Raw genomic sequence first — 26,402 nt, 5'->3', positions numbered from 1 at the left:
TTTCTACCAGCGCCGCTCGAACCGGCGCCGAAGCACGATCGCGGTGATGTTCATGGCCATGAGGAAGACCAGCAGGATGATGATGGCGCCGGACATGCGCTCGACAAAAGCGCGTTCGGCCTCGTTTGCCCACATGTAGATCTGCACCGGCAGCGCGGTTGCCGGATCGAAAGGCGTCTTCGGATAGTCGGCGACGAAGGCGACCATGCCGATCAGGAGCAGCGGTGCGGTCTCACCCAGCGCACGCGCCAGGCCGATAATGGTGCCGGTCAGGATGCCGGGAGCGGCCAGCGGCAGGATGTGCTGGAACACCATCTGCATCTTCGAGGCGCCAAGCCCAAGCGCTGCCGAGCGGATCGACGGCGGCACCGCGGCAAGGGCGGCGCGCGTCGCGATGATGATGGTCGGCAGCGTCATCAGCGTCAGCACCAGGCCGCCGACGAAGGCGGCCGAGCGCGGCATGCCGAGGAAGTTGATGAACACGGCAAGCCCGAGCAGGCCGAAGACGATCGACGGCACCGCCGCCAGATTGTTGATGTTGACTTCGATCAGGTCGGTGAAGCGGTTCTTCTTGGCGAATTCCTCGAGATAGATGGAGGCGGCGACGCCGATCGGCAGCGCCAAAAGCAGCACGATCACCATCATGTAGAACGAGCCGATGATGGCCACACCCATGCCCGACGTTTCCGGGCGGCTGGAGGCGCCATAGGTGAACAGGCCGGTGTTGAAATGCTCGGCCATCACGCCATCCGCCCTGAGCTTGTTCATCCAGTCGATCTGCTGGTTGGACACCTTGCGGCGGGCTTCATCGACACTGAGGTCGATCTGGCCCTTGAAGGCGGAGTCGAGATTGGCGGCGGCCAGGATGTTGACGTCACGCGTCGTGCCGATCACCGACGGATCGGCGGCGACGATGTCGCGCAGCTGGACGCGAGCGCCCTCCGACAGGAAGCCCTTGAGCTTCAGCATCATCGGCTTGTTGGCGGGATCGATGCCGAGCTTGGCGACCAGTGCGTTTTCGGCGAGTTTGGGATAGTTCGCCTTGATCAGCACGTTCGGATCGGTGGCGCGCTTGTTCGAGGGATCGATAACCTTCTCGTCGAAAGTGATCGGCAACGTCACCGTCGTCTGCCAGAAGGCGGTGTAGCCTTTCGAGACGATGGTGATCAGCATGATGGCCAGGAAAGCCAGGCCAACCGAGATCGCAATCACACCATAGATGCGGAATCGACGCTCGGCGGCATAGCGCGCCTTCAGCCCGATGTCGCGGCGCGGACGGGCGACAGCACCCGCCATCGTGTCAAGGGGAATGTCGGTCATTCGTACTGCTCCCGGTACTTGCGCACGATGTAGAGGGCGACGATGTTCATCACCAGCGTCAGCGCGAACAGCGTCAGACCGAGCGCGAAGGCGACCAGCGTCTGCGGCGAATTGAACTCGAGGTCGCCGGTCAGCTGATTGACGATCTTGACGGTGATGGTCGTCATCGCCTCGAATGGGTTGGCGGTGAGATTGGCGGCAACGCCGGCCGCCAGCACGACGATCATCGTCTCGCCGATGGCGCGCGACGCAGTTAGCAGGATGGCACCGACGATGCCGGGCAGTGCCGCCGGCAGGATCACCCGCTTGATCGTCTCGGAGCGCGTGGCGCCCAGGCCGAGCGAGCCGTCACGCATGGCGCGAGGCACCGCGGTGATGATGTCGTCGGACAGCGACGACACGACCGGGATCAGCATGACGCCCATGACCAGGCCGGCGGTGAAGATGCTCTGGCCCTGGATGAAGGGCGAGCCGCCGGTGAGTGCCGCCGACAGGTCGCGCAGGAACGGTCCGAGCGTGACCACGGCGAAGATGCCGTAGACGATGGTCGGGATGCCGGCCAGCAATTCGAGCGCCGGCTTGACCACCGAGCGCACGCTGCGCGAGGCATACTCGGACATGTAGACCGCCGACATCAACCCGACCGGCACAGCCACCAGCAGTGCGACGGCGGCAATGTAGAGCGTGCCGGCGAGAAGCGGGATCAGGCCGAACTGGCCCTGGCTGCCGCCCGAACCGGCAGCTGCGAAACGCGGGTCCCACACCGTACCGAAGAAGAAGCTCATCGGCGACACGCTTTCGAAGAAGGTGATGGTCTGGAACAGCATCGACAGCACGATGCCGACCGTGGTCAGGATGGCGATGGTCGAGGCCGCAAGCAGGCCCCACAGCATCAGCCTCTCGACATTGTTGCGCGCCCTGGCGCGGGGCGCGATCTGCCGCAGCGCATAGAAGGCGCCGGCGATCGACAGTGCAAGGGTGATCACCGCGCCAAACCAGCCGAGCCTGTCCTGGACCTTGTTGGCCTCGACGGCGATCGGGATCATGTAGTCCTGCGTGTCGCTGGCCAGCGCCACGCCCTTGGCGATGAGCAACGGCTGCAATTCAGCGAAGGTGGCGGGAAGCGGCGTAGCGGCATCGAGTCGGCGCAGGCCCTTGGCGAGGCTCTTCACCAGGCTGGCGTCGAGCGCTTCGCTGGCGACCTTGGAGTCGACAGTGCGTTCGGGCAAGGCGGCGTGGATGTGCCGGTCGAGATAGAAGGACGAGCCTATGTCCCAGACGGCGAGCAGCAGGACGGCAGGCAGGACAGCGAGCAGAAAGGCCCACCAGCCGTGATAGTGGGCGCGCGAATGCGGCTTGACCTTGCCGGTATCCTGCGCCGCGGCGCGCTGGCGGCCGATCACGAAGGCGACCACACCGATGGCAATGACTATGGCGAGTACGAGCAAGGACGACATCACCCACCCCAGGGAAAGTTCAGATCGCCGCCGCCGTTGCGGCAAGCGGCGAAATCAGGGCGCGGATTGGTCCGCGCCCTGATCCGATAGACTGATTACATCGTCTTTCCGGCGGCGAAGGCGTCACGCTGGCTCTGACGCTCGGCGTCGGGAGCCGACACCAGGCCGTACTGGGCGAGCGGGCTTTCCGGGCCGATCATCTGGTCGTCAAGGAAGAACTCGACATATTCCTTGAGGCCGGGAACGACACCGAGATGCGCCTTCTTGACGTAGAAGAACAGCGGGCGCGAAACCGGATACTTGCCGGTTGCGATCGTCTCGGTCGAAGGCACGATGCCTTCCACGGTGGCGACCTTTAGCTTGTCGGCATTGTTCTCGTAGAAGGCGAGGCCGAACACGCCGACGCCGGTCTTGTTGGAGTCGATGCGGGCGAGCGTCTCGGTGTAGTCGCCGTCGATGTCGACAGCCTTGCCGTCCTTGCGGATGGCGATGCAGGTCTTGCCGATTTCCTTGTCGTCGGCAATGCCGGTGGCCTTGATAGCAGCCTTGTCGCAGCCGGCGTCGAGCAGCTTGGTCTCGAACACTTCGCGGGTGCCGTGCTTTTCACCGGGGATGTAGGCAGCGATATCCCAGTCGGGCAGCTTCGGGTTGACCTGGTTCCACTTGGTGTTCGGATTGTCGACGAGCTTGCCGTCAACGACCAGCTTGGCGGCCAGCGCCTTGTAGACGTCGGCAGGAACCAGCGCCCAATCCGGGCCCTTGATGTCGGTGGCGAAAACGATGCCGTCATAGCCGATGCGGACTTCCTGAACGTCCTTCACGCCCGCGTCGGCGCAGGACTTCAGCTCGTCCTTCTTGATCGGACGCGAGGAGTTGGCGATGTCGATGGTGTCTTCGCCGACGCCCTTGCAGAATTCCTTGATGCCGGCGCCGCTGCCGCCGGACTCGACAACCGGGGTCTTGAAGTTGGTGAAGGTTTCGCCGAACTGCTCGGCGACGATCTTGGCGTAAGGTAGCACGGTCGACGAACCGGCGACCTGGATCTGGTCACGCGCAGCGGCGACGCCGGACGATGCGGCGAACGCTACCGCCACGGCCGATGCCGTAACGAGGAATTTCTTCATGTGGCCTGCTCCTGTTCGGAAGATGGTCTCTCGGCGCCCTCTTCAGCCGGCGCCCGCTGAGGCCAATAGCCTTCGATTATTACAGTCGCATGACAGTTTCGTGTCAGCCCGGTAACGTCGGATGGACGCACAGAAAGCCGCAGCCGGCCGGCCTCGCCGGGAGAGCCGCAGTTTGCCGCTGGAATCATAAGCTTGCGGGATTTTGCGCCGGCATTTGTCCCGGCGGATCGCAGGCCGCGATGCCGAGAAAGAAAAACCGGACGGAAGCGCGTTGCCCGTGGCCAGAGCGCATCTTGGCCGAGCCATCGCCAAAAACAGGTCCGTTGGGGTAGATTTCGACGCTGTTTCTTGTCGGCGGTCGCTTGCTCCCGCCCGTAACTGAATGAGCGGTTTTGTTGCCGCCATTTTCCCGAATGGGCGCAAGCTTTGATATGGTGCGATCGCACCATACCGCTGGACGCCGCTGAGCTGCCGAATCCCGGTACTGATACCAGTTAGCCGGCGTCGCGTTGGGCTTCGCTCGCGATGCCGGCCCAGCGTTCGACCTTTTCGAGCAGCGCCTTGGGACTGATCGGCTTGGGCAGATAGTCGTCCATGCCGGCTTCCAGGCAGCGCTCGCGGTCGCCCTTCAAGGCATGCGCGGTGACACCGACGATCGGGATATGCGTGCCGCTCTCTTCCTCCAGCCGGCGAATCGCGGCCGTGGCTTCGAGCCCGTTCATCTCCGGCATCGAGACATCCATCAGGATCATGCGCGGATTGAGCCGGCCGAAAGCATCGAGCGCCTTGCGGCCGTTGCCGACGATCTCGAAGCTGAAGCCGGTTTCACCGAGGATCTGGGTGAACACCATCTGGTTCACCTCATTGTCCTCGGCAACGAGGATATCGAGCCCGCGTTCGTTGCCGCCTGCCCGGGCGCGGGCGCGCAGCGGCGGCGGGTGCAGTTGCGATCGCTCGGACGCGCCCCGTGCCGTCGTTGTCGACGTCGGCTGTACCATCGCTTCGCCGGAACCGCCGCTTGCGGCCTCCGGTGCCTGACCTGTCGTGCCGTGGCGATGGCGCTGGATGGTCGCGACCAGCGTCTCCAGCAGCACCGAGGAGCGCGCCGGCTTGATCAGCTGCGCATCGATGCCGAGATCGCGATAGCTGGTGTTGGCGAGCGACTGGTCGACCGAAGTCAGCATGATGATCGGCGTGTCGGCGAGCCCCGCGGTGTTGCGCACGATGCGCGCCATTTCGGCGCCGCTCATCCCCGGCATCTGGTAGTCGAGCACGACGCAGTCGACCGGCACGCCATAGGCGGCCGCGGCGACCAGCACCTTCAGCCCTTCGGCGCCGCTTTCGGCAGCGCAGGAATCGAACGTCCACGACACCATCTGCTCGGTCAGGATCGAGCGGTTGACGGCGTTGTCGTCGACGATCAGCACCCTTGCGCCGGTGACGTCGACGGGCATGATGCGCTGCCCCGTCTGCTGGCCGGCCCTTGGCAGCGTGACGGTGAACCAGAAGGTCGAGCCCTTGCCCTCGGCGCTCTCGACGCCGATCTCGCCGCCCATCAGCTCGACCAGCCGCGAGGTGATGGCAAGGCCGAGCCCGGTGCCTTCATGGCGCCTGGTCGACGAGGTATCGACCTGATTGAACTTTTCGAAGACGGCCCTCAGCTTGTCCTCCGGAATGCCGATGCCGGTATCGGTGACCGAGATGGTGAGCCTGGTTCCGGCCACAACCCTCTCGCCGGTGACATCGACCAGCACATGGCCTTCGTCGGTGAATTTTACCGCATTGCCTAGCAGATTGGTGACGATCTGCCTGAAGCGGCCGACATCGCCGATGAACAGGCTTTCCAGGCCCGGCTCGATGCGCACGATCAGTTCGAGGTCCTTCTCCTTGGCGCGTGTCGATACCAGCGTCGCCACATCCTCGATCGCCTCGGGCAGGTTGAACGGCGCCGGGTCGAGCACCAGCTGGCCGGCATCGATCTTGGAGAAGTCCAATATGTCGTTGATGATCGTCAGCAGCGCGTTGCCCGACTTGACGATGATGTCGGTGAACGTCTTCTGCTTGGGGTCGAGGTCGGATTTGGCGAGCAGCTCGGCCATGCCGAGCACGCCGTTCATCGGCGTGCGGATTTCGTGGCTCATATTGGCCAAAAATTCCGACTTGGCGCGGTCGGCGAGCACGGCGCGCTGGCGCGCCTCGCGCAGCTCGGCCTCGCGCATTTTTAACTCGGTGATGTCGGTGGTCGATCCGATCAGATAGAGCGAACCGTCCGACGCGATCATCGCGCCCTTGCGCGCGAACTGGTGACGCACATTGCCGTCGGCAAGCGTCACCGTTTCCTCGATCTCCTGCGTCTCGCCGGTGCGCAGCACTGCCATATCGCCGGCGACGAAGGCTTCGCCGTCCGCGCCGAAGATCTCGACGTCGGTCTTGCCGATCGCCTCCTCCTTGCTGAGGCCGGTCAGGTCGCACCAGCCCTTGTTGACGTAGAATTGGCGCAAGTCCGAGCGCTTGGCGTAGATCGACACCGGCACGTTGTCGATGAGATTGCGAAACACCTCGTTCTCGCGCATGCTCTCTTCCAGCGCCTGCTCGCGCGCCTTGACGTCGGTTATGTCGGTGCTGGAGCCGACCAGATGCACCGAGCCGTCGAGCGCCACTAGGCGGCTCTTGCGCGTCATCAACTGCCGCACCGTGCCGTCGCGATGGGTGACGGGCTCCTCGACCTCGCGCACTGCCCCGGTGACGACCACTTCGGTGTCGTCATGGCTGTAGCTTTCGGCATCGTCGGCGCCGAACAGCTGGCGATCGGTGCGGCCGATGACATCTTCCTTGGCGATGCCGGTCATGGCGCACCATGCCTTGTTGACGAATTCGATGCTGAGGTCCTGCGCCTTGATGAACGCAGCGACCGGCAGTTCGTCCATGACATGGCGGAACAAGTCGATCTGGCGCATCGAATCCTGCAGCGCCTTTTCGCGGCTCTTGATGTCGGAAATGTCGACACGCACGCCGATGAAGGTGCCGTCGTCGGTGCGCATATCGTAGACCTGATACCAGCGGCCGTCCGGATTGAGGCGCTCGTAGGAGGTGTTCGGCAAGTGGTAGCGGGCGAGGATGGCATTGAGCCAGACCTCGCGGTCGCCGTCATAGAGCCTGTCGATCTCTGGATCGCCGCTCAGTCTGAAATAGCCAACCGAATGTCCGAGTTCCAGCGCGTCGCGGAAGCTGCTGCCGGGCTGCCATGCCGGCACCAGCGCCGGCAGCGTGTCCTGCAGCTTGCGGTTGGCGAAGACAAACTTGTCGTCGCGGTCGTAGATGATGACGGCCGCGGGGAGCGATTCCAGCACCGTGGCGAGGGTCTTGCGCGCGTCTTCGGCTTCCGTCTCGCGGCGCTTCATGTCGGAGATGTCGAACAGGAAACCGGCGACATAGTTGCGGCCACTTGGCATGCCGACGCGGTTCTTGCGCACGATGCGCGAGCGCCTGGCGCCCTCGACCTCGAAATTCTCCTCGATCTCGTAAGGCATGCCGGTCGCCAGCACGGCGCGTTCGCTGTCTTCGAACAGCGCGGCATCCTTGCCGGGCATGAAGTCACCGCCAGGCCTGCCCAGCATCGCTTGCGGCGTCTGTCCGAACAGCGCCGAGAACGCCTCGTTGACGAAGACGAATCGCAGATTGTCGTCCTTGACGAAAATCGGGTCCTCGACGGCGTTGATCACCGCCTCGGCCAGGCGCGATTTTTCCAGCGCCTCGGCGAGTTCGGCCTGGCGATCCTTCATGTCGGTGACGTCGACATAGGAGATCAGCCTTTTGCCGCCGGCGAGCGGCGCCAGCGATGCAATCAGCGTACGGCCGTCATTGCGCGGCAATTGCCTGGAGCCCACCACACCGGCCGTGATTTCTGCTTCGCGCTCGGCGATGTGGCCCTGCCATTCGGCGTCGTCCGCGCCGTAGGGGTCCATATCGCGGCTGGCCTGCATCAGCTCGCGGAAGTCGCAGCCGATCCCGGCGCGTCGGGGATCGATTTCCCAGAAATCATAGAAGGCGCGGTTGATCACCTCGGCGCGCATGTCCGCATCAAGCACAAGCACGCCGATCGGCATCTGGTCGACCATCGTGCGAAGATTGGCGAAGGTCTCGGTGATTTTGGCGTTGGCACTCTCGATCTCGGCGTCGCGACGCTTGAGCTCGGAGACATCGTAGTAGGTCAATAGCCGCTTGCCGCCGGACAATGCCGTCACCGAGAACATCATCGTCCTGCCATTGGCATGGAGAAATTCGCGCGGCGCAACCGAGCCGGCGCGGATCTCCTCGATGCGGGTGGCGAGGTAATGCTGCCACTGCTGTTCATCGAGATCGCCATAGATGCCGTTGCGGCGGTTGAGCTCCATCAGCAGGCTGAACGGCGCGCCGACGGTGACGGCGCCGTCGGGAATCCTGGAGAGGTCGCGATAGGCCTTGTTGACGATGAGCGTGTCGAGCTTGGCGTCGAGCAGCACGACGCCCATATGCATGGCATCCATCGTCCGCTCGAGATCGGCAAGATGCTGCGTGCTTTCGTCTGCCGCGGGCTGACCACTCTGTTCCTGCCGAAGGTCGTCCAATGCACTGGCCAGCGCCGTGACGTTGCGGCCAATGCCGCGATAGCCGGTAAATTCGCCCTCTCCGTCGAAGCGTGGGGAGCCGCTGATCGAAACCCAGCGGCAGCCGGGGCGGCCGCCCTTCAATTCATAGACGAAATCGCGAAACGGCCGATGCGCCTGCAGATCCTCCAGATGCGCGGCGGCCTGTCGATTGCCATGCGACATCTGCTTGAGGAAATCGAAGCGGAAACGACCAAGAATGCTGGCGGGATCGATGCCGGTAGCGGCCTGGTAATTCTCTGATAGCCAGGAAAAGCGCAGTTCGGCGTCGGTCTCCCAGATCCAGTCGGCGTCCGCCTCGACCTGTTGGCGCAGCGCTTCGGGTGAAGCCCCGGCGGACGCGTTCTCGCCACACAAAGCAACCATGACCGACCGGCGCAGCCCTTCGGGCGGACCCTCGTCGGGAGTGTCCTCGCCACGCAAAGCGGCCTCGAACAGGTCGACCAGCGCCTCGGGCGACCCCCCGGCGGAATCGTCCTCGCCATGCAAACCGGCCTCGACCAGCTCATGCGGCGCCTCGGGCGAAGCCCCAACGGACGTATCCTCGCCGTCCACTGCCCCCTTTGGGGAACCGCGTCCGCCGCGTGTTCCAATAGTCCCGTCAGCCATCCCGTTCCCACCCCGAAAGCCAAGGCCGAACCCCCTCAGCGGTTCGCCGGCGGAATGTGCCCGAGAAGCATTAATGATCCGCTAACCATAATGCATCCAGACTGCGGCCAGAGCCCACATTGCCCTGCGGTATTCCGCCGGTTGTCGGCGGAACCCCGGCCGGGCTATAAGTCGGCAGGGGTATTGCGGATGACTGGTTGGATCGTGCCTTGTTTCCTGGGGCTGGCGCTGCTTGCGAGCAGCGGCTGCGCGCGCAGCTATGACGGCACGGTGGTGATCCCGAGGCCGCTCGATATCAGGCGGGTCTGGGATCGCGACCCGTCGCAGACCGAGGCCAGCAAGATGCAGGCACAAGCAGGCGTGTTTCCGACGCCGCCGCCGCAGGAGCCGTACCGGCCGGCGGCACGCCGGCACACGACAACGATTGCTTCGCCAAGGCGGCACGTCAGATCCAACGCGCCCGCGATGGCTTCCGAACCGGCCGACCCGCTCACCTGCAAGAATGTCAGCGAGCCCGGCAAGCGCTACAGAATGGTCTGCGAATAGGCTCCCGATGCATGTCGCCTGAAGTGACCCGGTTTTTGGGATCACGACATGCATAAAACAGGGAATTTTGGCGCCGCGCGTCAGTCCGCCGGGAAGAATGCCGGCCCGACCATCCTGACCGGCCGCGAGAAAGCTTCGACCGATTGCTGCTGCTGGGCAGCGCCGATGGCCTCCGGGGCATCGGCTTCGGTCGGGGGGATTTGCGCAACGGTGCCGAGATCGGGCTTGGCCGACGGCAAGGGAATGACGGCGTTGCTCATATTGGCTGGCGTAACCGTGCGCGCCCTCAACTCGGCCACCCGCCTCGAGTAGCGCTTGACGTCGCATGCCCGGAACGTCGCGTCGTCGCGGTATTTGAAGGCCGCCGGGAGGTCCTTGTACGGTTTGCGTGTATCGAGCGCGACCATCTCTTCGGTTTCAAGGCTTGGATCACTGAGCGTGTACAGGTCGACGCCGGCATCGTCGCAGATGTAGCGGCACTGATCGACCATCTGCTTGACATCGTCGCCTTGCACGAACTGCGATTTCGGCGCCGGGAAAAAATAGCCGTCGGACAGGCGAACGCAAAACAACATCGAATTCCTGCCGATCGTGGCGCCCGCCGGACGCTGTTTCTGTTGCCCGGCAACGGGCGCGCAGCCGAGCGCGACGAGCCTGGCCTGCAGCCCCGACGTATCCCTGCCCGACATCGCGGCGCCGGCGATCTGGCGCTGCACCTGCGCGCGGCTTCTGGCGAGATCGGCGCAAGCGTTGAAGAAGCCGCCCGAAGCGCTTTGCGCCGTGCAGCGGCGCTGCCTCTCCAGCCCCTGGATCGCCGCAAGCTGGCGGCGCAGCTGTGCAAGCTCGGGGCTGATCCCACTGCCACGGCCGGACGAGGCCATCTGGCCCCTGAGTGCCGCGCATGGATCGGCCAGGGAAGTCGAGCTTCCGAGGACGGTCGCCGTCATCGACACCAGTGCGAAGATCACGACCAGCCACAAACGCATCATCGGCGATCCTGATCCTTGTCCCCGTGGAGCCGACAGCGCTCCGGCCGATTGAGCTTCAATGTATGAGGCAAGTCTAATTAAGAGAAAGCCAGCAACGGCCAGGTATTTTACATCTCCTGTATTATGCCGGCTCGTGTAAATTCGCTATTACACTTTTGTTTCAAGATTGAGACGAAGCCAGGCGTCGGCGATGGCCGGGCGCCGCCGCGATCAATCTCGCGTTATCGGCCCTTGCGGTTGAAACCTTTCCCCGACGTCTCGCGTTGTGTCGGTCAAAGGAGACCGAAGATGTCTATTCACTTCACTGTCTCTGGCCTGACCAGGAACCTGTTCCACTCGCTGGGACTGGATCATCAATGGGCGCTGAGACCGCTCGATGCCGAACAGAACCTGTTGCTGGAGTGCTATCTGGCCGGGCAGATTCCGGAATCCGCCTGGGCCGACTACGTCTTCGAGATGCCGGAGCTTCAGCGTCACGTGGACCTCCGGCTCCGGCACCACTGATTGGCGCAGCTATTTCTTGGGCGAGTCGAACCGCAAGGTGAAGACATTGCCGGCGACGCCTTGCGCCAGCTTCTGCGAGAAGCTCAGCGGCAGGCATTTTTGCAGCGCAGCCACTGCGGCGTCGACAAAGGACTTCTTGGCTTGCGCGTCGCCATCGACCTTGATCGCCGTCGGTCGCGGCGGGCCGATCAGCGTGCCGTCGCGCTTGAAGCTGAAACTCAAGGTGACGCTGGCACTTCCTGCATCGGCCGGCGGCGTCCAGCACGCCTGAATTGCGTCGCCGACATCGCCCATCGTATCGAGCGGCGCGGCATTTGACGGGTAGCCTCCGACCAACACAACACCAACCACCGCAAACAATCTCGCCACGCCTTTCATTGCAAAGCTCCTCGTACCTCGGCCGCCATGGATGATGGTAGGGTCGACGCCAGCAATGGCAATATGGCTGATGTCAGACTTTGTGGCAGAGCGCGGGAACGTGTCTGACGGCGCATCGGCGAAAAGCAAAAAGGCCGGCATTGCGCCGACCTTTCCTTCCACTTCGGCGCCAGTACATCCGTGGTCGCGGGGTGGATTGCCCTCACTAGACAGGGCTTTGGTTAACGAATCCTTAGCTTTGCGCGCTGGCCTGTGATTTCACATAGGCGATATAGCCTCTGACGTCGCCGGCCGGCTCGGCATAGGCCTTGCCGAGTTTCTTCTCGATCGCCGCGACATACTCTTTCGCCCATTTGGGCAGCGCGTAGTCGATGACGGCCAGGAACTCGAGCGTCGATGCCAGGCGAATGTCGGCGATCGACGGGTGCTTGCCGCCGATGAACGGCTTGCCGTCCCGGAAGAAGGAATGAAACACCTCCAGCGGCTCGGCAATCGCCGCCATCGCGGCCTTCTGCGCTTCGGACTTCTTGTCTGGATCGGCGTCGCTGTGGCCGACCTCGCCGGCATACTGCGGGAAGTTGAGTGCCGGATAGGTGGCGCGCGCCACATAGGGGTAGAGCGTGCCGATCAGGTAGAACATGGCGCTGTCGACCATCGCCCGCTTCGCCGGCGCCTTGGGATAAAATTTCTCCAGCCCGTGCTTGTTGGCGAGATACTGCATGATGGCGCAGCTTTCCCAGAGCACGCCGCGCGGCAGCCCCTTGTCCTCGATCATCGGCGTCAGATGCGCCGGGTTGCGCGCCATATATTCGGGCGAGCGCGTGTGGCCCCAGGCGTCGGTTTCGGCGGCGTCGAACCCGGCCGCACGCGCAAACACCCGGACCGTCATGTTGTTGACGCTGGGCTTCAACATGCTGATCTTCAATGCCGGCTTCTTCGACTTGGCCGTCTTCGGCGCCGACTTCTTGGCTGCCGGCTTCGCCGCGGCTTTCGCAGCCGACTTTGCCGATGCCTTTGCCGCAGGCTTGGCAGCCGCTTTTGCCGTTGGCTTGGCGGCGGCTTTCGGCGCTGCCTTGGCCCCAGATTTCCCAGCGCTCTTGGTCACTGTCTTTGCCATTGTGGTCCTCCCCTTTTGTTGGCCGTCAGTATGGATTTTTCGGCGTCCGGTCGTCCGACAAGGTCGCGCGCGACCATTCGACCAGCGTCTGGATCGCGTCGGCGAGATGCACTTCAGCAATGTTATAGTCGCCGCGCGCGACGCGCAGCTTGTGTGCCTGCATCAAGACGTCGGCATGGGTGAAGCCCGTCGGCGGCTCGAAGCGGTAGGATGCAAGTTCGATCAAAAGGCCGAGCGGATCCTCGAAATAGATCGAATCCATGAAGCCGCGATCCTTGACGCCGCTGTGCTTGATGGCGCGCTCGTCGAGCCGGGCGACCGCCTGCAGGAAGGTGACGCGCGATACCGAGAAAGCGATGTGGTGGACGCAGCCCGGCTCGGTCGGCGTGCGCCGCGCCACCGCCGTGCGGCTCTCGTCGGTGAAGATGGTGATCAGCCTGCCGTCGCCCGGATCGAAATAGAGGTGGCTTTCCCTGGGCTTGTCGAGATTCGGCTGCTCGAAGATGAAAGGCATGCCGAGCACGCCCTCCCAGAAATCGATCGAGGTCTGTCGCCCGGCGCCGACCAGCGTGATGTGATGGACGCCCTGCGATTGCAGTTTCTGCATCGGTCTCCTCCTCGCCGGCCTCTCGCCTTGTGGGGCGAGCTTGGATTCAGCCATCGCCGCACGCCATGCGCGCAGCGGATGTGCATGCCTGGCGGCTTTCCCGATCCGTTCCCCGGCGGTCTGCGCGCCGCCAACGAGCCTTTGCTGCAAGGCTTCGGTCTTGATGCTAGTGCAATTGTCAGCACCACGCCAGAAGCTCGCAGAGCCTGCGGGCGCTCGATGGTAAAAAAGGCTTAAGGCTGCAGGATTTTGGCTTAAGCGACAGCTCTGAACTCGGCCTCCGCCGGCGCGCCGAGACCCGCGCATTCGGCGCACGCCATGGTCTGCCCGGGGCAGCCGGCCCGATGCGTGCCTTGCGGGCAGCAATGCCCTTTTGACGCGCGCCATCTGGAGCACTCGAAAACTTTGCCGCTGCCGTGACAGCGCGGACATGTCATTTTTACCGAACTCATAGCCGCTCTACCCAACCCAAATCCGCGTTGCCGCAGATGCTATCCCCACACGTTAAGTAACAGAGATTGCTACGCTTTCAAGCGTCATCGCCTGACTTAAATTGGGTGTATCCGAGCGGGCAAAACGCCGTCGCTTTCGAGTGTCGGCAGATGTGTTAAGGTCGATTGTCGGCGAGTAGCAGAGGTGCAGCAACAATGACTTTGAGACGAACCATAGCTCACGGCGCATCCGGCTTGGTTCTAGCGGCTTGCATTGTATTTGCCTGGCAGAACGCTGCTGCCGCTCAAAATTGCGACGCAGCCGCGGCGCCTGGCGTCAATTGGCAGGACTGTGACAAAAAGCTTCTCATCCTAGAAGGACAGGACCTGAGCGGGGCGAACCTGATCAGTGTTGATTTCACGTCGACCGACCTCAGGAACAGCAATCTCCTTGCGGCAAATTTTGAGAAGGCAACGCTTGTGCGTGCTTCCCTGGCCGACTCGACCGCCAAAGGCGTCCGGTTCGACAAAATCGAGGCCTACAGGACCGACTTCAGCCATATGGACGCGCAGGGCGCTGTGTTTACGGGCGCGGAAGTGCAGCGCTCGAATTTCCAGGACGCCAATCTGACCAATGTTGATTTCACAAAGGCGGAATTGGGGCGAGCGCAGTTCCATGGCGCCGATATCAGCGGCAGCCGCTTTTCGTTTGCCAATCTCGCGCGGGCGGACTTCCGAGGAGCGACGTTCACCGCGCCGATAGACTTTGACCGCGCTTTTTTCTTTCAGACCCGTATCGAGGGCCTCGATCTTTCCAAGTCGGCGGGTCTGTCCCAGTGGCAGCTCAACATGGCTTGCGGAGACGCCCAGACTGAGTTGCCTTCTGGCTTGACGAGGCCTGAAGATTGGCCCTGTAGCGAGCCATAGGCCCAGCGCCGAGTCCATTGACGGTGGCGGGCTCTTTTGTTCTCCCGTCCCATTCATTGGGTCGCGCGGATTTATTCGACCGTTATTTGACGGTTTGGCTGAGCCGCAACTGGATGATTGAAATCCTTGGTACGCCCAAGGGGAATCGAACCCCTGTTCCCGCCGTGAGAGGGCGGTGTCCTGACCGCTAGACGATGGGCGCGTTCAAGAACCGGCGATATAGGCTGACGGTTTGGAAAAAGCAACTGGGCTTCGAACCGCCGGACCGCTTCTGTGGAATGTCGGTTTGCCGACCTAGCGTTTCGGCTCGATCAGGTCCCACAGATTGCCGTAGAGATCAGCGAACACCGCCACCGTGCCGTAGGGCTCATGGCGTGGCGTTTCGTGGAAGTCGACGCCGTTTTCGAGCATCGCAGTGTGGTCCCTGGCAAAATCATCGGTTTCGAGGAAGAAGGCCACCCGGCCGCCGGTCTGGTCGCCGATGCGGCTTTTCTGCATTTCGTCCGAGGCTTCGGCCAGAAGCAGCCGCGGACCTAGCCCAGTGGCCGGCGTCACCGTCACCCAGCGCTTGCCGTCGCCGAGATCGATGTCGTCGATGAGCGCAAAGCCAAGCTTGCCGACATACCACGCAATCGCATCGTCATAATCGGCGACGACGAGCGTGACGGTGGCGATGCGGCGGCTTTCGGCAAACCCGGTCATATCGGCTGCAAACTTGTCTGCTGCATTTGCAGCCAGTTATTTGTTGCGGATGGCAAAGCGCCCGATCATGCGGCGCTCTGCCATGTCGTAGACGAAGATGGTGCGGCTGCCGTCGGCAAGCTCGGTGTCGATCGAGATACGGTTGCCCGACAGCGACTGGCTGATCACCTTGGCCCCGACGGGCAGCACGATGTCCTCTGCCAGCGGCTCACCACCCGGCACCTGGATGTCGCTGGCTAGCGGCGGGTTCGCAGGCGGCGCTTTGCGCGATTTGTAGACAACGGCCGCGATCACCACCATAAGGGCCAGCAAAAGCAGGCCGAGATTGATGGCCATGAAGCGGATGAGCCTGCCCCGCACCTTTTCGATCTCGGGGTCGAGCGGCTTTTCCTGATCTTCGTCGTCGGCGGGCCGGGCCATGGCAGAACATTCCGGAACGGTTTCGATGAGCGCTCATAACGAAGAGACCAGACAATTCATAGAGGCGGAGCCAACCGTGCTCGAGGCCGGCACCAATGCTGCCGGACAGCGCCTCGACCAGTGGCTTGCGGCGAGCCTCGGCCCCGACATGTCGCGCAGCCGCGTGCAGATGCTGATCAAACAGGGCGCTGTCACGATCGACGGCAAACCGGTCGACGAGACCAAGCGCAAGATGAGCGTCGGCGAGCGCGTATCGATCGTCATGCCCGAGCCCGAGCCGGCCGAACCGCAGGGCGAGGCCATCGCGCTCGACGTGCTTTATGAGGACGACGAGCTGATCGTCATCAACAAGCCGGCCGGCCTCGTCGTTCATCCCGGCGCCGGCAACTGGACCGGCACGCTGGTCAACGCCCTGATCCACCATTGCGGCGACAGTCTTTCAGGCATTGGCGGCGTCAGGCGGCCGGGCATCGTCCATCGCCTCGACAAGGAGACCAGCGGCGTCATGGTGGTGGCCAAGACCGACCGCGCCCACAAGGCGCTGTCGGAAGCCTTTGCCGACCATGGCCGCACCGGCGACCTCGAACGCGCCTATCTGGCGCTGGTCTGGGGCATCCCGCCGCGGCCGACAGGGACCGTCGACGCGCCGCTCGGACGCGCCGCCGACCGCGTGCGCCGCGCCGTGGTGCCGGAAGGCCGCGACGACGCCCGCCACGCCGTCACCCATTTCACGGTCAAGGAGCGTTTCGGCGAGGACCAGCAGGAGTTCGCCACCGCCAGCCTGGTCGAATGCCGGCTCGAAACCGGCCGCACCCACCAGATCCGCGTCCACATGGCTCATATCGGCCATCCCGTCATCGGTGATCCCGATTACGGCCAGGCCTTCCGCACCAAGGCCAACCGGTTGCCCGAACCGTTGAAAGGCCAAGTGAAGGCATTTTCCAGGCAAGCTTTGCATGCCTGGCTCCTTGCATTTCGACACCCGACTACCCATTTATCGATGAGGTTCGAGGCGCCGATACCGGGGGACATGGAGGAACTCGTCGGCGGCTTTCGCAAGCTCTGAACCCGCCATCTAAAACCTGAGCGGCATTGTTCACTTTGGCGTGACACACTGTTTCGTGTTGAACAAATGCCTGTCTTTTCTGGTTTTGTTCCTATATAAACCGGTTGTCGCGGGCGAGCCTTTTGGTGCTCGCGTCACATGCCCGCCGCGTTTCGGGGGCATCACTCCAATAGAGAGGGGGCGCTATCATGGCCCAGTCGTTACCAAGTATCGTTTCCGGCGAAGGCGGCCTCAGCCGCTACCTGGAAGAAATCCGCCGCTTTCCCATGCTTCAGCCGCAGGAAGAGTACATGCTCGCCAAGCGCTACGCCGAGCATGAAGACACTTCCGCTGCGCACAAGCTCGTCACCAGCCACCTCCGGCTCGTCGCCAAGATCGCCATGGGCTATCGCGGCTACGGCCTGCCGATCGGCGAAGTGATCTCGGAAGGCAATGTCGGCCTGATGCAGGCCGTCAAGAAATTCGAACCCGAGCGTGGCTTCCGCCTCGCGACATACGCCATGTGGTGGATCAAGGCCTCGATCCAGGAGTACATCCTGCGCTCGTGGAGCCTGGTCAAGATGGGCACGACCGCCAACCAGAAGCGCCTGTTCTTCAACCTGCGCAAGGTGAAGGGCAAGATCCAGGCGCTGGACGATGGCGACTTGAAGCCCGACCAGATCACCGAGATCGCCACCAGGCTGAACGTCTCCGAAGCTGAAGTCGTGTCGATGAACCGTCGCCTATCGGGCGATGCCTCGCTCAACGCGCCGATCCGCGCCAGCGAAGGCGAATCAGGCGAATGGCAGGACTGGCTGGTCGACGACCACGAAAGCCAGGAAGACATGCTGATCGAGCAGGACGAGCTGGAAAACCGGCGCGGCATGCTGTCGGGCGCCCTTGCGGTGCTCAACGATCGCGAGCGGCGCATCTTCGAGGCCCGTCGCCTCGCCGAAGAGCCGCTGACCCTGGAAGAGCTGTCGGCCGAGTTCGACATCAGCCGCGAGCGCGTGCGCCAGATCGAGGTGCGCGCCTTCGAGAAGGTGCAGGACGCCGTCAAGGCCGCCGCTAAGCGCCAGATGCAAGCCCTGCGCACGATTGAAGCGCAGCCGGCGGCTTAAGCCGGGTTCGGCAAGGAACAAAAGGCGGCGTCAGGAAACTGGCGCCGCTTTTTTTGTGTTTGCTGGCGAAAGCATTCGTGAGATCCAATCTCCCCCCTTGCGGGGGAGATGTCCGGCACGACAGAGGGGGGTGTGAAGGAACGCCAACCCTCAGATTTTAGTCATCCCGATTGGAAATTTCAGGGCACAGCTACATCTGGCTGACAGGCCGGAGGGACGGCACCCCCCTCTGCCCTGCCGGGCATCTCCCCCGCAAGGGGGGAGATCAGCAGTTCAAGCGCCGCGCCCTCACAGCCCATCCAGCGGAAACTTCAGATAGCGCCTGCCATTGGCTTCCGGCTCCGGCAGCCGGCCGCCATTCATGTTGACCTGCAGCGCATGCAGGATCAGCCGCGGCATCGGCAATGTCTTGTCGCGCGCCTCGCGCAAGGCGACGAACTCGGCCTCGGTACGCGCCGCAGCCAGGTGGATATTCTTGGCCTTCTGCTCCGCCACCGTACTGTCCCAACGCGGCTCGCGGCCGCCCTCCTGGTAGTCGTGGCCAACGAATAAGCGCGTGTCGTCGGGCAATGCCAGGATACCCTGGATCGAACGCCACAGCCGCGCCGCGCTGCCACCGGGAAAATCGGCCCTCGCCGTGCCGCTGTCGGGCATGAACAGCGTATCGTGGATGAAGGCGGCATCACCAACCACATAGGTGATCGAGGCAAGCGTATGCCCGGGCGAGAACAGCACCTTGACCGGAAGGCTACCGATCAGGAACGTCTCGCCTTCCACGAACAGCCTGTCCCACTGCGACCCGTCGGCGGGAAAATCCGGCCAGTTGTAGATCGCCTTCCACAGCTTCTGGACCTCGACGACCCTGTTGCCGATCGCCGTCGGCGCGCCGGTCTTCTCCCTGAGATAATGTGCCGCCGAGAAATGGTCCGCATGCGGATGGGTATCGAGGATCCACTCGAGTTCCAATCCGTTTGCCCGGATGAAATCCAGCAAGGCATCGGCGCTTTTCGTCGCCGTGGCGCCGGACCTTTCGTCGAAATCGAGGATCGGGTCGATGATGGCGCAGCTTTTCGTCGCCGGATCGGCGACGACATACTGTATGGCTCCGGTCGGCTTGTCGTAGAAGCCGCTGACCAGCGGCTTGGCCAAAGCTGCGTCCAATGTCCGGCCCCCTGCCCTCGCTCCGGCAGGAATGATTTTCTCTGCCGGAATGAACCAGGAGCATGGTCATCCAGCAAGGCGCACCCGTCAAGCACACCCTGCCAGAAACAGGACAAAAATCGAAACCGACCCGGGTCGAGAAAACCTAGGCGGACGGCTGTTTGGTCTTCCTGAGATAGGGCAGGATCGTGTCGAACGAGCCGAAGCGCTTGATCGCATCCTCGTTGCTCACGGCAGCGGTGATGATGACATCCTCGCCCTGCTTCCAGTTGGCCGGCGTTGCGACCTGGTGCTTGGCGGTCAGCTGCATGGAATCGACGGCGCGCAGGATCTCGTCGAAGTTGCGGCCGGTGGTCATCGGATAGGTCAGCACCAGCTTGATCTTCTTGTCCGGCCCGATGACATAGACCGAGCGCACCGTGGCATTGTCGGCCGGCGTGCGCCCTTCCGACGTCTCGCCGGCGCCCGCCGGCAGCATCTCGTAGAGCTTGGCGACCTTGAGGTCCTTGTCGCCGATCAGCGGGTAGTTCACCGTCTGCCCGGTCGCGGTCTTGATGTCGGCCTGCCACTTGTCGTGGCTCGCAACGGGATCGACGGAGATGCCGATGACCTTGACGTTGCGCTTTTTGAACTCGCCCGCCAGACCCGCCATCGTGCCGAGCTCGGTCGTGCACACCGGGGTAAAATTCTTCGGGTGGCTGAACAGGATCGCCCAGCCGTCGCCGATCCAGTCATGGAAATTGACCGTCCCTTGTGTGGTTTCGGCGGTGAAGTCCGGCGCGATGTCGTTGATACGAAGGCTCATGGCACATTTCCCCTGCAACAGATTTCGTTAGGAGCGGCACCAAGGTGGCGCTCACGCTCCGGCATTGCCGCATCTTAGCGCATAAATCGCGGCTGGGAGACAATAGGAAACTCTTGTCGGCGGCGGAACGAGCACTTTCGTGCTACGCACCCGACGTTGAGGCCGACAATCTTTCGCTTCTGCGAGAAAAGCCTGGGCTCAGGCCTTGTTGACCGCCAGCGACGTCGCCAGGTCCTCCATACGCTGGGCGAGCGCGCCGAGCGCGCTGGTCAGCACGGTGTCGTTCTTGTCGGCCTTGGTCAGCGCTTCGTCGCGCGTCTTGCGCAGCGTCTGCACCTCGGTCTCCATGCCCTTGACGCGCTTCTGCAACTCCGACAACTCGTCCATCACCATGATGCCGGCCATCACCGTCAGCCGCTGGTCGCCGATCTCGCCGAACGAATCCTTCAGATGCGAGACATAACGGTCGAAGCGCTCGGCGAGATCGATCAGGTGCTCTTCCTGGCCCTCGTCGCAAGCCATGCGGTACTGCTTGCCGTCGATGGAAACCGTGACCTGTGCCATGGCCTGCAGCTCCTATCTGTCCAGCACCGCGCGGATGGTTTCCATGGCGGTCACCAGGCGGCGCGACACTTCCTTGTTGGCATCTTCCAGCCGTTCGGCGCGGGCTTCGGAATTGTCGAGTTCCTGCGCCAGCCGGGAACGGTCGGCGTTCATGCGCTGCACTTCAGCCTCGGCTTCGGAATAGTCGCGCTCATGCTCGAGCTTGGCCGCGACGGCATTTTCCAGGCCCTCGATGGCCTTGCCCAGCCTGTGGATGACTTCCTTGAGTGTGGTTTCCCCGGTCATGGCCTTCGTCCTGTGCCCTGCCCATCACCGAATCGCTCGCGTTCAGAACGCGTTATCCCGGAAACATTAGGCACCGGGTGAAGGCAACGTCAACAAAGCTCTCGCGACTGTCCCCCGCTAACGCTAACGTAGGCCTGCCGCCGGCATCACAAGACCGGCAAATGTGCAGCCGATTTGTTGACTAAAAGCCCGCGCCTGCTATGTGTCGCGCACCCTTTCCAGGGCTCTGCCAAGCCCGCAAATCCCCACCCCGGAGGTACCATGACGTCGCGTGAACAACATGACCGGATGGCCAATGCGATCCGTTTTCTCGCCATGGACGCGGTCGAAAAGGCCCAGTCCGGCCATCCAGGCCTGCCCATGGGCTGCGCCGACATCGCCACCGTGCTGTTCACGAAGTTCCTGAAATACGATCCGACGAACCCCCATTGGCCGGACCGCGACCGCTTCATCCTGTCGGCCGGCCACGGCTCGATGCTGCTCTATTCGCTGCTGCACCTGACCGGCTACGAGGACATGACGATCGACCAGATCAAGCATTTCCGCCAGCTCGGCTCCAAGACCGCCGGCCATCCCGAATACGGCCACGCCACCGGCATCGAGACGACGACCGGCCCGCTCGGCCAGGGCCTCGCCAATTCGGTCGGCTTCGCGCTCGGCGAGCGCATCATGAACGCCGCCTTCGGCAACGACCTCGTCAGCCACTACACTTACGTTCTGGCCGGTGACGGCTGCCTGATGGAAGGCGTGTCGCAGGAAGCCATCGCGCTTGCCGGCCACCTCAAGCTGAACAAGTTGATCGTCTTCTGGGACAACAACAACATCTCGATCGACGGCCCGGTCTCGCTCGCCGACAACACCGACCAGGTTGCCCGCTTCCAGGCTAGCGGTTGGAACGCCAGCCACATTGACGGCACCGATCCCGAGGCGATCGCCTATGCCATCGAAGCCGCCCGCCATTCCGACAAGCCGGCGATGATCGCCTGCAAGACCACCATCGGCTTCGGCGCGCCGACCAAGGCTGGCACCAACAAGGCGCATGGCTCGCCGCTCGGCGCCGACGAGATCGCCGGCGCGCGCAAGTTCTTCAACTGGGACTCGCCGCCTTTCGAGATTCCGGCCGACATCCTCGACGCCTGGCGCACCGCCGGCAAGGCCGGCGCCAAGCCGCGCACCGACTGGGAAGGCCGTCTGGCCAAGGCCGAGCCCAAGCTGAAGGCCGAGTTCGAGCGCCGCCTCGCCGGCAAGCTGCCGTCGAATTTCGACGCTGTCATCGCCGACTACAAGAAGAAGCTGTCGGCCGACAAGCCGAAGGTCGCCACCCGCAAATCCTCGGAAATGGCGCTGGAAGTCATCAATGGCGCGGTGCCGGAAACCATCGGCGGCTCCGCCGACCTCACCGGCTCCAACAACACCAAGACCAGCCAGACCAAGAACATCACGCCCGACGATTATGGCCAGCGCTATGTCCACTACGGCATTCGCGAGCATGGCATGGCGGCCGCGCTTAACGGCCTGACGCTGCATGGCGGCCTCATTGCCTATGGCGGCACCTTCATGTGCTTCTCCGACTATGCCCGCCCGTCGATGCGGCTGGCGTCGCTGATGGGCATCCGCTCGATCTTCGTCATGACCCATGATTCCATTGGTCTGGGCGAAGACGGCCCGACCCACCAGCCGGTCGAACATCTGGCCGCGCTGCGTGCCATCCCCAACCACAATGTCTTCCGTCCGGCCGACGCGGTGGAAACCGCCGAATGCTGGCAGATCGCCATTGAGACGGAAAAGACGCCGTCGACCCTGGCGCTGACCCGCCAGAACCTGCCGACGGTGCGCACCGAATACTCGGCCAAGAACCTGAGCAGCCAGGGCGCCTATGAACTGGCCGCGGCCAGCGGTGACGCCGCGGTGACGATCTTCGCCACCGGCTCCGAGGTCGAGATTGCGCTCGGCGCCCGTGACCTCCTGGAAAAGCACGGCCACCCGACGCGCGTCGTGTCGGTGCCTTGCTTCGAACTGTTCGACCAGCAGAGCGACGCCTACCGCAAGAAGACCATCGGCGACGCGCCGATCAAGATGGCGATCGAAGCCGGCATCCGCCAGGGCTGGGATCACCTGATCGGCTCGGACGGCATCTTCGTCGGCATGCATGGCTTTGGCGCTTCCGGCACCATCGAGCAGCTCTACCCGCATTTCGGCATCACCGCCGAAGCCGCGGCCAAGGCGGCTGAAGCCCGCCTGCACGCTAAGTAAGCAGTGTCCGCTCCCGCGAGCCGTTCAAGGCGGTTTCGCGGGACTGGACCAACCTAATCGATTTAAATTCAGCCTTCTGCGGCTGGATTCTTGTCCCATCCGCAGCTATGAAGCTGCGGACCCATCTGCCGCCTTTCGAGCTCCCAGGGAGAGTAAAATGACCGTCAGAGTTGCCATCAACGGATTTGGCCGCATCGGCCGCAACATCCTGCGCGCCATCCATGAATCCGGCCGCAAGGACATCGACGTCGTCGCCGTCAACGATCTCGGCCCGGTCGAGACCAACGCGCACCTGCTGCGCTATGACAGCGTCCACGGCCGCTTTCCGCATGAAGTCTCCGTGTCCGGCGACCAGATCACCGTCGGCAAGGAGACTTTCAAGGTCACCGCCATCAAGGACCCGGCGCAGTTGCCGTGGAAGGAACTGGGCGTCGACATCGCGCTCGAATGCACCGGCATCTTCACCGCCCGCGACAAGGCCGCCGCGCACCTGACCGCCGGCGCCAAGCGCGTCGTCGTCTCGGCGCCGGCCGAGGGCGCTGACCTCACCGTCGTCTACGGCATCAACCACGACAAGCTGACCAAGGACCACATCGTCATCTCGAACGCGTCCTGCACCACCAATTGCCTGGCGCCGCTGGCCGCCGTGCTGCACGACGCCGTCGGCATCGAAAAGGGCATGATGACGACGATCCACTCCTACACCGGCGACCAGCCGACGCTGGACACCATGCACAAGGATCTCTACCGCGCCCGCGCCGCAGCGCTCTCGCAGATCCCGACCTCGACCGGCGCCGCCAAGGCGATCGGCTTGGTGCTTCCCGACCTCAAGGGCAAGCTCGACGGCATCTCGATCCGCGTGCCGACGCCGAATGTCTCGGTCGTCGACTTCAAGTTCATCGCCAAGCGCGCCACCACCGTGCAGGAGATCAACGAAGCGGTGATCGCCGCCTCCAACGGCAAGCTCAAGGGCATTTTGGGCGTCACCCATCACCCGAATGTCTCGATCGACTTCAACCACGATCCGCGCTCCTCGATCATGGCGCTCGACCAGACCAAGGTCATGGACGGCAACTTCGTTTCGGTACTGTCCTGGTACGACAATGAGTGGGGCTTCTCCAACCGCATGGCCGACACCTCGGTCGCCTTCGGCAAGACCATCGCCTGATCTGAAGCGCGCTCTTCTCGCAGCTCAAACGCCCGGCTTCGTCCGGGCGTTTTTCGTTGGATCGCCCTGTAATGCGCCCTGAGCCGCCAAATGCCGGAAAATCAGCGGCATAGGGCAAAAAACCACCCTCCCGCCTTGCACTGGCCATGCCTTCGCCCCACTCTCCCGTAAATCGGGAGAAAGAGGAATTCGAGGGGCAAGTTACGGATGGAGCATGCGATCTATCTCGTCACGCTGGTCGGCACAGCGCTCGTCGTCGCCGCCGCGTTTTCGAGCCTGATCGCCTTCCGCTTCGGCGCTCCCCTGCTGCTCTTGTTCCTCTGCATTGGTCTGGCCACCGGCACCGACGGTCTCGGCATCGAATTCGACAATGCGCGTTTGGCCTATTTTGCCGGCTCACTAGCTCTGGCGGTCATCCTGTTCGATTCCGGGTTTGGCACGCCGCTCAATGCGCTGCGCCAGGCGGCCGGACCGGCGCTGTCGCTGGCGACCTTCGGCGTGCTTTTGACCACCGGCCTGTTCGGCGCCGCCGCCTATTATCTGCTCGACCTCAGCTGGCTGGAATCCTTCCTGCTGGGCGCCGCCGTCGCCTCGACTGACGCGGCTGCGGTGTTCTTCCTGCTGCGTGCCGGCGAAATCAATTTGCGCGAGCGCGTACGCGCGACGCTCGAAGTCGAATCCGGCACCAACGACCCGATCGCCATCTTCCTGACCATCACCCTGGTCGAGGTCATCGCCGCCCACGCCAATCCCGAGACCCATGTGCTGGTCACCAATCTGGTCCTCGGCTTCGTGCTCAATATGGGCCTCGGCGCCATTGTCGGCGCGCTTGGCGGCCTTGCCATCGTACGCCTCGTCGACCGGCTCAATCTCGACCACGGCCTGCTGCCGATCTTCGTGCTGACCTTGTCGCTGATGGTGTTTGCCGCCGCCGGCGCCATCGGCGGCTCCGGCTTCCTGGCGGTCTATCTCGCCGGGCTGATTGCCGGCAATTCCGACATCCGTGCCGTCACAATCCTCAAGCGCTTCCAGGACGGTATGTCGTGGCTGGCGCAGATCATCATGTTCCTGATCCTCGGCCTGTTCGCGACGCCCTCGCAGTTTCCGGCCATCATGGTGCCGGCGGTGCTGCTTGGCCTATTCCTGATGTTTGTCGCCCGTCCGGTCGCCGTCTGGCTCTGCCTGATCCCGTTCCGCCTGCCGCGCCCCGAGGTCGCTTTCGTGTCCTGGGTCGGCCTGCGCGGCGCCGTCTCCATCCTGCTTGCCATCACGCCGCTGCTCGGCGGACTGGAGAATGGCCGCGTCATCTTCAACACCGCCTTCATCATCGTGCTGGTGTCGCTGGTGGTGCAGGGCTGGACGGTCGGGCCGCTGGCGCGCCGGCTCGGCCTGATCGTGCCGGCGAGGCTCGGGCCGCTCGACAAGGTCGAGCTCGAACTGCCGGGCTCGGCCCATCACGAGCTTCTCGCCTACCGCGTCGCGCCCGGCAGCCCGGTGGCACGCGGCGAGCGCATCCCGCGCTGGGCCAGGCCCTCGCTGGTGCTGCGCGACGGCCGCTCGATGCGCTTCCAGGATATGGGCCGGCTCGCCGCCGGCGACCAGGTCTACATCTTCGTGCCCGACCGCTATCCGCGCCTGCTCGACAAGCTGTTCGCCAGCCGTGCAGTGGTCGACCCCGAGGATGCCGATTTCTTCGGCGCCTTCGCCGTCGATCCGGCGCGTTCGGCCGGGGAACTGGAAGCCGCCTATGCACCGGGCCTCAACGAAGCGGAGCAGAAGCTCACCGTCGGCGCGCTGGTGGCGGCCCGCCTCGGCGGCCATGCCGAATATGCCGACCGTGTGCTGATCGGCCCGATCGAGCTGATCGTCCGCGACGTCGACGACAAGGGCAAGATCACAGGGCTCGGCCTGTCCTTCGAACCAACCGCGCCGGTGGCGCGGGTGCCGGTTTTCCTGAGCGCCGGCGAGATGGGCGATCGTCTCTCCGCCTTCATCCGTAACTGGCGCAAGCCGACGGACACGCAGATCGCCGAGGCTCCGGCTGAGGAGAAGCCATCCTCGGAGCCTGCCGCGGAAAAGGCAGCGACCGAGAGCTGAACACGATCTGTCCGTGCCGCCAACCAAAGCAAGTTCGTCGCAAGCATCACCGCTACCATCGCCCTGACTTCAAAATTTAACGCGCACCGCGGCTCAAGCCTTGCATCGTCATCGATGCGAGGTATG

Annotated in this window: 22 protein-coding genes and 1 tRNA gene; 8 read left to right on the top strand and 15 right to left on the bottom strand. The window is 63.4% G+C overall.

The annotated features are described in order from the left end of the window. Window positions 1-3: 3 nt before the first annotated feature. From pstA to AC1DZ8_RS08150, 4 genes are all read right to left on the bottom strand, one after another. Window positions 4-1,320 (bottom strand): phosphate ABC transporter permease PstA, encoded by a 1,317-nt coding sequence (gene pstA, locus AC1DZ8_RS08165; RefSeq protein WP_477400657.1) that lies wholly within the window; start codon window positions 1,318-1,320, stop codon window positions 4-6. Beyond that, complete coding sequence (gene pstC, locus AC1DZ8_RS08160) at window positions 1,317-2,777, bottom strand: phosphate ABC transporter permease subunit PstC (protein ID WP_477305879.1); 1,461 nt, start codon at window positions 2,775-2,777, stop codon at window positions 1,317-1,319. Before pstC ends, pstA begins: the two co-directional genes overlap by 4 nt. 95 nt (window positions 2,778-2,872) lie before the next feature. After that, complete coding sequence (locus AC1DZ8_RS08155) at window positions 2,873-3,901, bottom strand: substrate-binding domain-containing protein (RefSeq protein ID WP_477305881.1); 1,029 nt, start codon at window positions 3,899-3,901, stop codon at window positions 2,873-2,875. A 494-nt stretch (window positions 3,902-4,395) separates the two neighbouring features. Next, entirely contained in the window at window positions 4,396-8,913 is a 4,518-nt protein-coding gene (locus AC1DZ8_RS08150; protein WP_477305953.1) for a PAS domain-containing hybrid sensor histidine kinase/response regulator, read from the bottom strand. A 432-nt stretch (window positions 8,914-9,345) separates the two neighbouring features. Between AC1DZ8_RS08150 and AC1DZ8_RS08145 the strand changes: the two genes are divergently transcribed. After that, window positions 9,346-9,702 carry a hypothetical protein gene (locus AC1DZ8_RS08145; protein ID WP_477305883.1) on the top strand — a complete coding sequence of 119 codons (357 nt, stop codon included), beginning with the start codon at window positions 9,346-9,348 and terminating at the stop codon, window positions 9,700-9,702. 80 nt (window positions 9,703-9,782) lie between these two features. Here AC1DZ8_RS08145 and AC1DZ8_RS08140 read toward each other — a convergent pair whose 3' ends face one another. Next, window positions 9,783-10,691, bottom strand: coding sequence for a DUF2865 domain-containing protein (locus AC1DZ8_RS08140; protein ID WP_477400654.1), 909 nt, complete (start codon window positions 10,689-10,691; stop codon window positions 9,783-9,785). Window positions 10,692-10,979: 288 nt separating this feature from the next. On the opposite strand from AC1DZ8_RS08140, the gene AC1DZ8_RS08135 reads away from it, so the two are divergent. Beyond that, complete coding sequence (locus tag AC1DZ8_RS08135) at window positions 10,980-11,195, top strand: hypothetical protein (RefSeq protein ID WP_477305887.1); 216 nt, start codon at window positions 10,980-10,982, stop codon at window positions 11,193-11,195. A gap of 9 nt (window positions 11,196-11,204) precedes the next feature. Here the strand turns inward: AC1DZ8_RS08135 and AC1DZ8_RS08130 are convergent, their stop codons facing one another. The 3 genes from AC1DZ8_RS08130 to AC1DZ8_RS08120 form a co-directional block, all read right to left on the bottom strand. After that, window positions 11,205-11,573, bottom strand: a complete 369-nt coding sequence (locus AC1DZ8_RS08130; protein ID WP_477305889.1) for a hypothetical protein — start codon at window positions 11,571-11,573, stop codon at window positions 11,205-11,207. 232 nt (window positions 11,574-11,805) lie between these two features. Then, complete coding sequence (locus AC1DZ8_RS08125) at window positions 11,806-12,690, bottom strand: glutathione S-transferase family protein (protein WP_477305891.1); 885 nt, start codon at window positions 12,688-12,690, stop codon at window positions 11,806-11,808. 25 nt (window positions 12,691-12,715) lie between these two features. After that, window positions 12,716-13,297 carry a VOC family protein gene (locus tag AC1DZ8_RS08120; RefSeq protein WP_477305893.1) on the bottom strand — a complete coding sequence of 194 codons (582 nt, stop codon included), beginning with the start codon at window positions 13,295-13,297 and terminating at the stop codon, window positions 12,716-12,718. A 647-nt stretch (window positions 13,298-13,944) separates the two neighbouring features. On the opposite strand from AC1DZ8_RS08120, the gene AC1DZ8_RS08115 reads away from it, so the two are divergent. Next, the gene (locus AC1DZ8_RS08115) at window positions 13,945-14,655 is read left to right on the top strand and encodes a pentapeptide repeat-containing protein (protein WP_477305895.1); all 711 of its coding nucleotides are present in this window, start codon (window positions 13,945-13,947) and stop codon (window positions 14,653-14,655) included. A 127-nt stretch (window positions 14,656-14,782) separates the two neighbouring features. On the opposite strand, the gene AC1DZ8_RS08110 is transcribed toward AC1DZ8_RS08115, so the two are convergent. From AC1DZ8_RS08110 to AC1DZ8_RS08100, 3 genes are all read right to left on the bottom strand, one after another. Further along, window positions 14,783-14,857: transfer RNA gene (locus AC1DZ8_RS08110), tRNA-Glu, on the bottom strand. A 92-nt stretch (window positions 14,858-14,949) separates the two neighbouring features. Continuing rightward, window positions 14,950-15,357, bottom strand: coding sequence for a VOC family protein (locus AC1DZ8_RS08105; protein ID WP_477305897.1), 408 nt, complete (start codon window positions 15,355-15,357; stop codon window positions 14,950-14,952). A gap of 36 nt (window positions 15,358-15,393) precedes the next feature. Next, entirely contained in the window at window positions 15,394-15,777 is a 384-nt protein-coding gene (locus AC1DZ8_RS08100; protein WP_477305899.1) for a fimbrial protein, read from the bottom strand. Window positions 15,778-15,802: 25 nt separating this feature from the next. On the opposite strand from AC1DZ8_RS08100, the gene AC1DZ8_RS08095 reads away from it, so the two are divergent. Together AC1DZ8_RS08095 and rpoH are read left to right on the top strand one after the other, a co-directional pair. After that, the gene (locus AC1DZ8_RS08095; protein ID WP_477305901.1) at window positions 15,803-16,843 is read left to right on the top strand and encodes an RluA family pseudouridine synthase; all 1,041 of its coding nucleotides are present in this window, start codon (window positions 15,803-15,805) and stop codon (window positions 16,841-16,843) included. Window positions 16,844-17,031: 188 nt separating this feature from the next. Next, window positions 17,032-17,943, top strand: a complete 912-nt coding sequence (gene rpoH, locus AC1DZ8_RS08090) for an RNA polymerase sigma factor RpoH (RefSeq protein ID WP_142869964.1) — start codon at window positions 17,032-17,034, stop codon at window positions 17,941-17,943. 288 nt (window positions 17,944-18,231) lie between these two features. Here the strand turns inward: rpoH and AC1DZ8_RS08085 are convergent, their stop codons facing one another. From AC1DZ8_RS08085 to AC1DZ8_RS08070, 4 genes are all read right to left on the bottom strand, one after another. Next, on the bottom strand, window positions 18,232-19,104 hold the full coding sequence (locus AC1DZ8_RS08085) for an MBL fold metallo-hydrolase (RefSeq protein WP_477305903.1): 873 nt from the start codon (window positions 19,102-19,104) through the stop codon (window positions 18,232-18,234). A 145-nt stretch (window positions 19,105-19,249) separates the two neighbouring features. Further along, complete coding sequence (locus tag AC1DZ8_RS08080) at window positions 19,250-19,909, bottom strand: peroxiredoxin (protein ID WP_477305905.1); 660 nt, start codon at window positions 19,907-19,909, stop codon at window positions 19,250-19,252. Between the two features lie 198 nt (window positions 19,910-20,107). Further along, complete coding sequence (locus tag AC1DZ8_RS08075) at window positions 20,108-20,473, bottom strand: cell division protein ZapA (RefSeq protein ID WP_023670127.1); 366 nt, start codon at window positions 20,471-20,473, stop codon at window positions 20,108-20,110. Window positions 20,474-20,485: 12 nt separating this feature from the next. After that, window positions 20,486-20,758 (bottom strand): DUF4164 domain-containing protein, encoded by a 273-nt coding sequence (locus AC1DZ8_RS08070; RefSeq protein WP_023670128.1) that lies wholly within the window; start codon window positions 20,756-20,758, stop codon window positions 20,486-20,488. 261 nt (window positions 20,759-21,019) lie between these two features. Here AC1DZ8_RS08070 and tkt point away from each other — a divergent pair, with 261 nt between their 5' ends. The 3 genes from tkt (at window position 21,020) to AC1DZ8_RS08055 (ending at window position 26,276) form a co-directional block, all read left to right on the top strand. Beyond that, a complete protein-coding gene (tkt, locus tag AC1DZ8_RS08065) occupies window positions 21,020-23,011 on the top strand; it encodes a transketolase (RefSeq protein ID WP_477305908.1) in 1,992 nt (663 codons plus the stop codon). A gap of 157 nt (window positions 23,012-23,168) precedes the next feature. Beyond that, a complete protein-coding gene (gene gap / locus AC1DZ8_RS08060; RefSeq protein ID WP_477305910.1) occupies window positions 23,169-24,179 on the top strand; it encodes a type I glyceraldehyde-3-phosphate dehydrogenase in 1,011 nt (336 codons plus the stop codon). Between the two features lie 207 nt (window positions 24,180-24,386). Further along, a complete protein-coding gene (locus tag AC1DZ8_RS08055) occupies window positions 24,387-26,276 on the top strand; it encodes a potassium/proton antiporter (protein WP_477305912.1) in 1,890 nt (629 codons plus the stop codon). The last annotated feature ends 126 nt before the right edge of the window (window positions 26,277-26,402 follow it).

The sequence above is a fragment of the Mesorhizobium sp. P2_F7 genome (assembly GCF_056403695.1).
This window is presented reverse-complemented; position numbering and strand designations above follow the sequence as displayed.

Bases quoted from the DNA above. Each gene is read 5' to 3' on its own strand.
- pstA (WP_477400657.1), bottom strand. From the start codon at position 1,320: ATGACCGACATTCCCCTTGACACGATGGCGGGTGCTGTCGCCCGTCCG.
- pstC (WP_477305879.1), bottom strand. From the start codon at position 2,777: ATGTCGTCCTTGCTCGTACTCGCCATAGTCATTGCCATCGGTGTGGTC.
- AC1DZ8_RS08155 (WP_477305881.1), bottom strand. From the start codon at position 3,901: ATGAAGAAATTCCTCGTTACGGCATCGGCCGTGGCGGTAGCGTTCGCC.
- AC1DZ8_RS08150 (WP_477305953.1), bottom strand. From the start codon at position 8,913: ATGGTTGCTTTGTGTGGCGAGAACGCGTCCGCCGGGGCTTCACCCGAA.
- AC1DZ8_RS08145 (WP_477305883.1), top strand. From the start codon at position 9,346: ATGACTGGTTGGATCGTGCCTTGTTTCCTGGGGCTGGCGCTGCTTGCG.
- AC1DZ8_RS08140 (WP_477400654.1), bottom strand. From the start codon at position 10,691: ATGATGCGTTTGTGGCTGGTCGTGATCTTCGCACTGGTGTCGATGACG.
- AC1DZ8_RS08135 (WP_477305887.1), top strand. From the start codon at position 10,980: ATGTCTATTCACTTCACTGTCTCTGGCCTGACCAGGAACCTGTTCCAC.
- AC1DZ8_RS08130 (WP_477305889.1), bottom strand. From the start codon at position 11,573: ATGAAAGGCGTGGCGAGATTGTTTGCGGTGGTTGGTGTTGTGTTGGTC.
- AC1DZ8_RS08125 (WP_477305891.1), bottom strand. From the start codon at position 12,690: ATGGCAAAGACAGTGACCAAGAGCGCTGGGAAATCTGGGGCCAAGGCA.
- AC1DZ8_RS08120 (WP_477305893.1), bottom strand. From the start codon at position 13,297: ATGCAGAAACTGCAATCGCAGGGCGTCCATCACATCACGCTGGTCGGC.
- AC1DZ8_RS08115 (WP_477305895.1), top strand. From the start codon at position 13,945: ATGACTTTGAGACGAACCATAGCTCACGGCGCATCCGGCTTGGTTCTA.
- AC1DZ8_RS08105 (WP_477305897.1), bottom strand. From the start codon at position 15,357: ATGACCGGGTTTGCCGAAAGCCGCCGCATCGCCACCGTCACGCTCGTC.
- AC1DZ8_RS08100 (WP_477305899.1), bottom strand. From the start codon at position 15,777: ATGGCCCGGCCCGCCGACGACGAAGATCAGGAAAAGCCGCTCGACCCC.
- AC1DZ8_RS08095 (WP_477305901.1), top strand. From the start codon at position 15,803: ATGAGCGCTCATAACGAAGAGACCAGACAATTCATAGAGGCGGAGCCA.
- rpoH (WP_142869964.1), top strand. From the start codon at position 17,032: ATGGCCCAGTCGTTACCAAGTATCGTTTCCGGCGAAGGCGGCCTCAGC.
- AC1DZ8_RS08080 (WP_477305905.1), bottom strand. From the start codon at position 19,909: ATGAGCCTTCGTATCAACGACATCGCGCCGGACTTCACCGCCGAAACC.
- AC1DZ8_RS08075 (WP_023670127.1), bottom strand. From the start codon at position 20,473: ATGGCACAGGTCACGGTTTCCATCGACGGCAAGCAGTACCGCATGGCT.
- AC1DZ8_RS08070 (WP_023670128.1), bottom strand. From the start codon at position 20,758: ATGACCGGGGAAACCACACTCAAGGAAGTCATCCACAGGCTGGGCAAG.
- tkt (WP_477305908.1), top strand. From the start codon at position 21,020: ATGACGTCGCGTGAACAACATGACCGGATGGCCAATGCGATCCGTTTT.
- gap (WP_477305910.1), top strand. From the start codon at position 23,169: ATGACCGTCAGAGTTGCCATCAACGGATTTGGCCGCATCGGCCGCAAC.
- AC1DZ8_RS08055 (WP_477305912.1), top strand. From the start codon at position 24,387: ATGGAGCATGCGATCTATCTCGTCACGCTGGTCGGCACAGCGCTCGTC.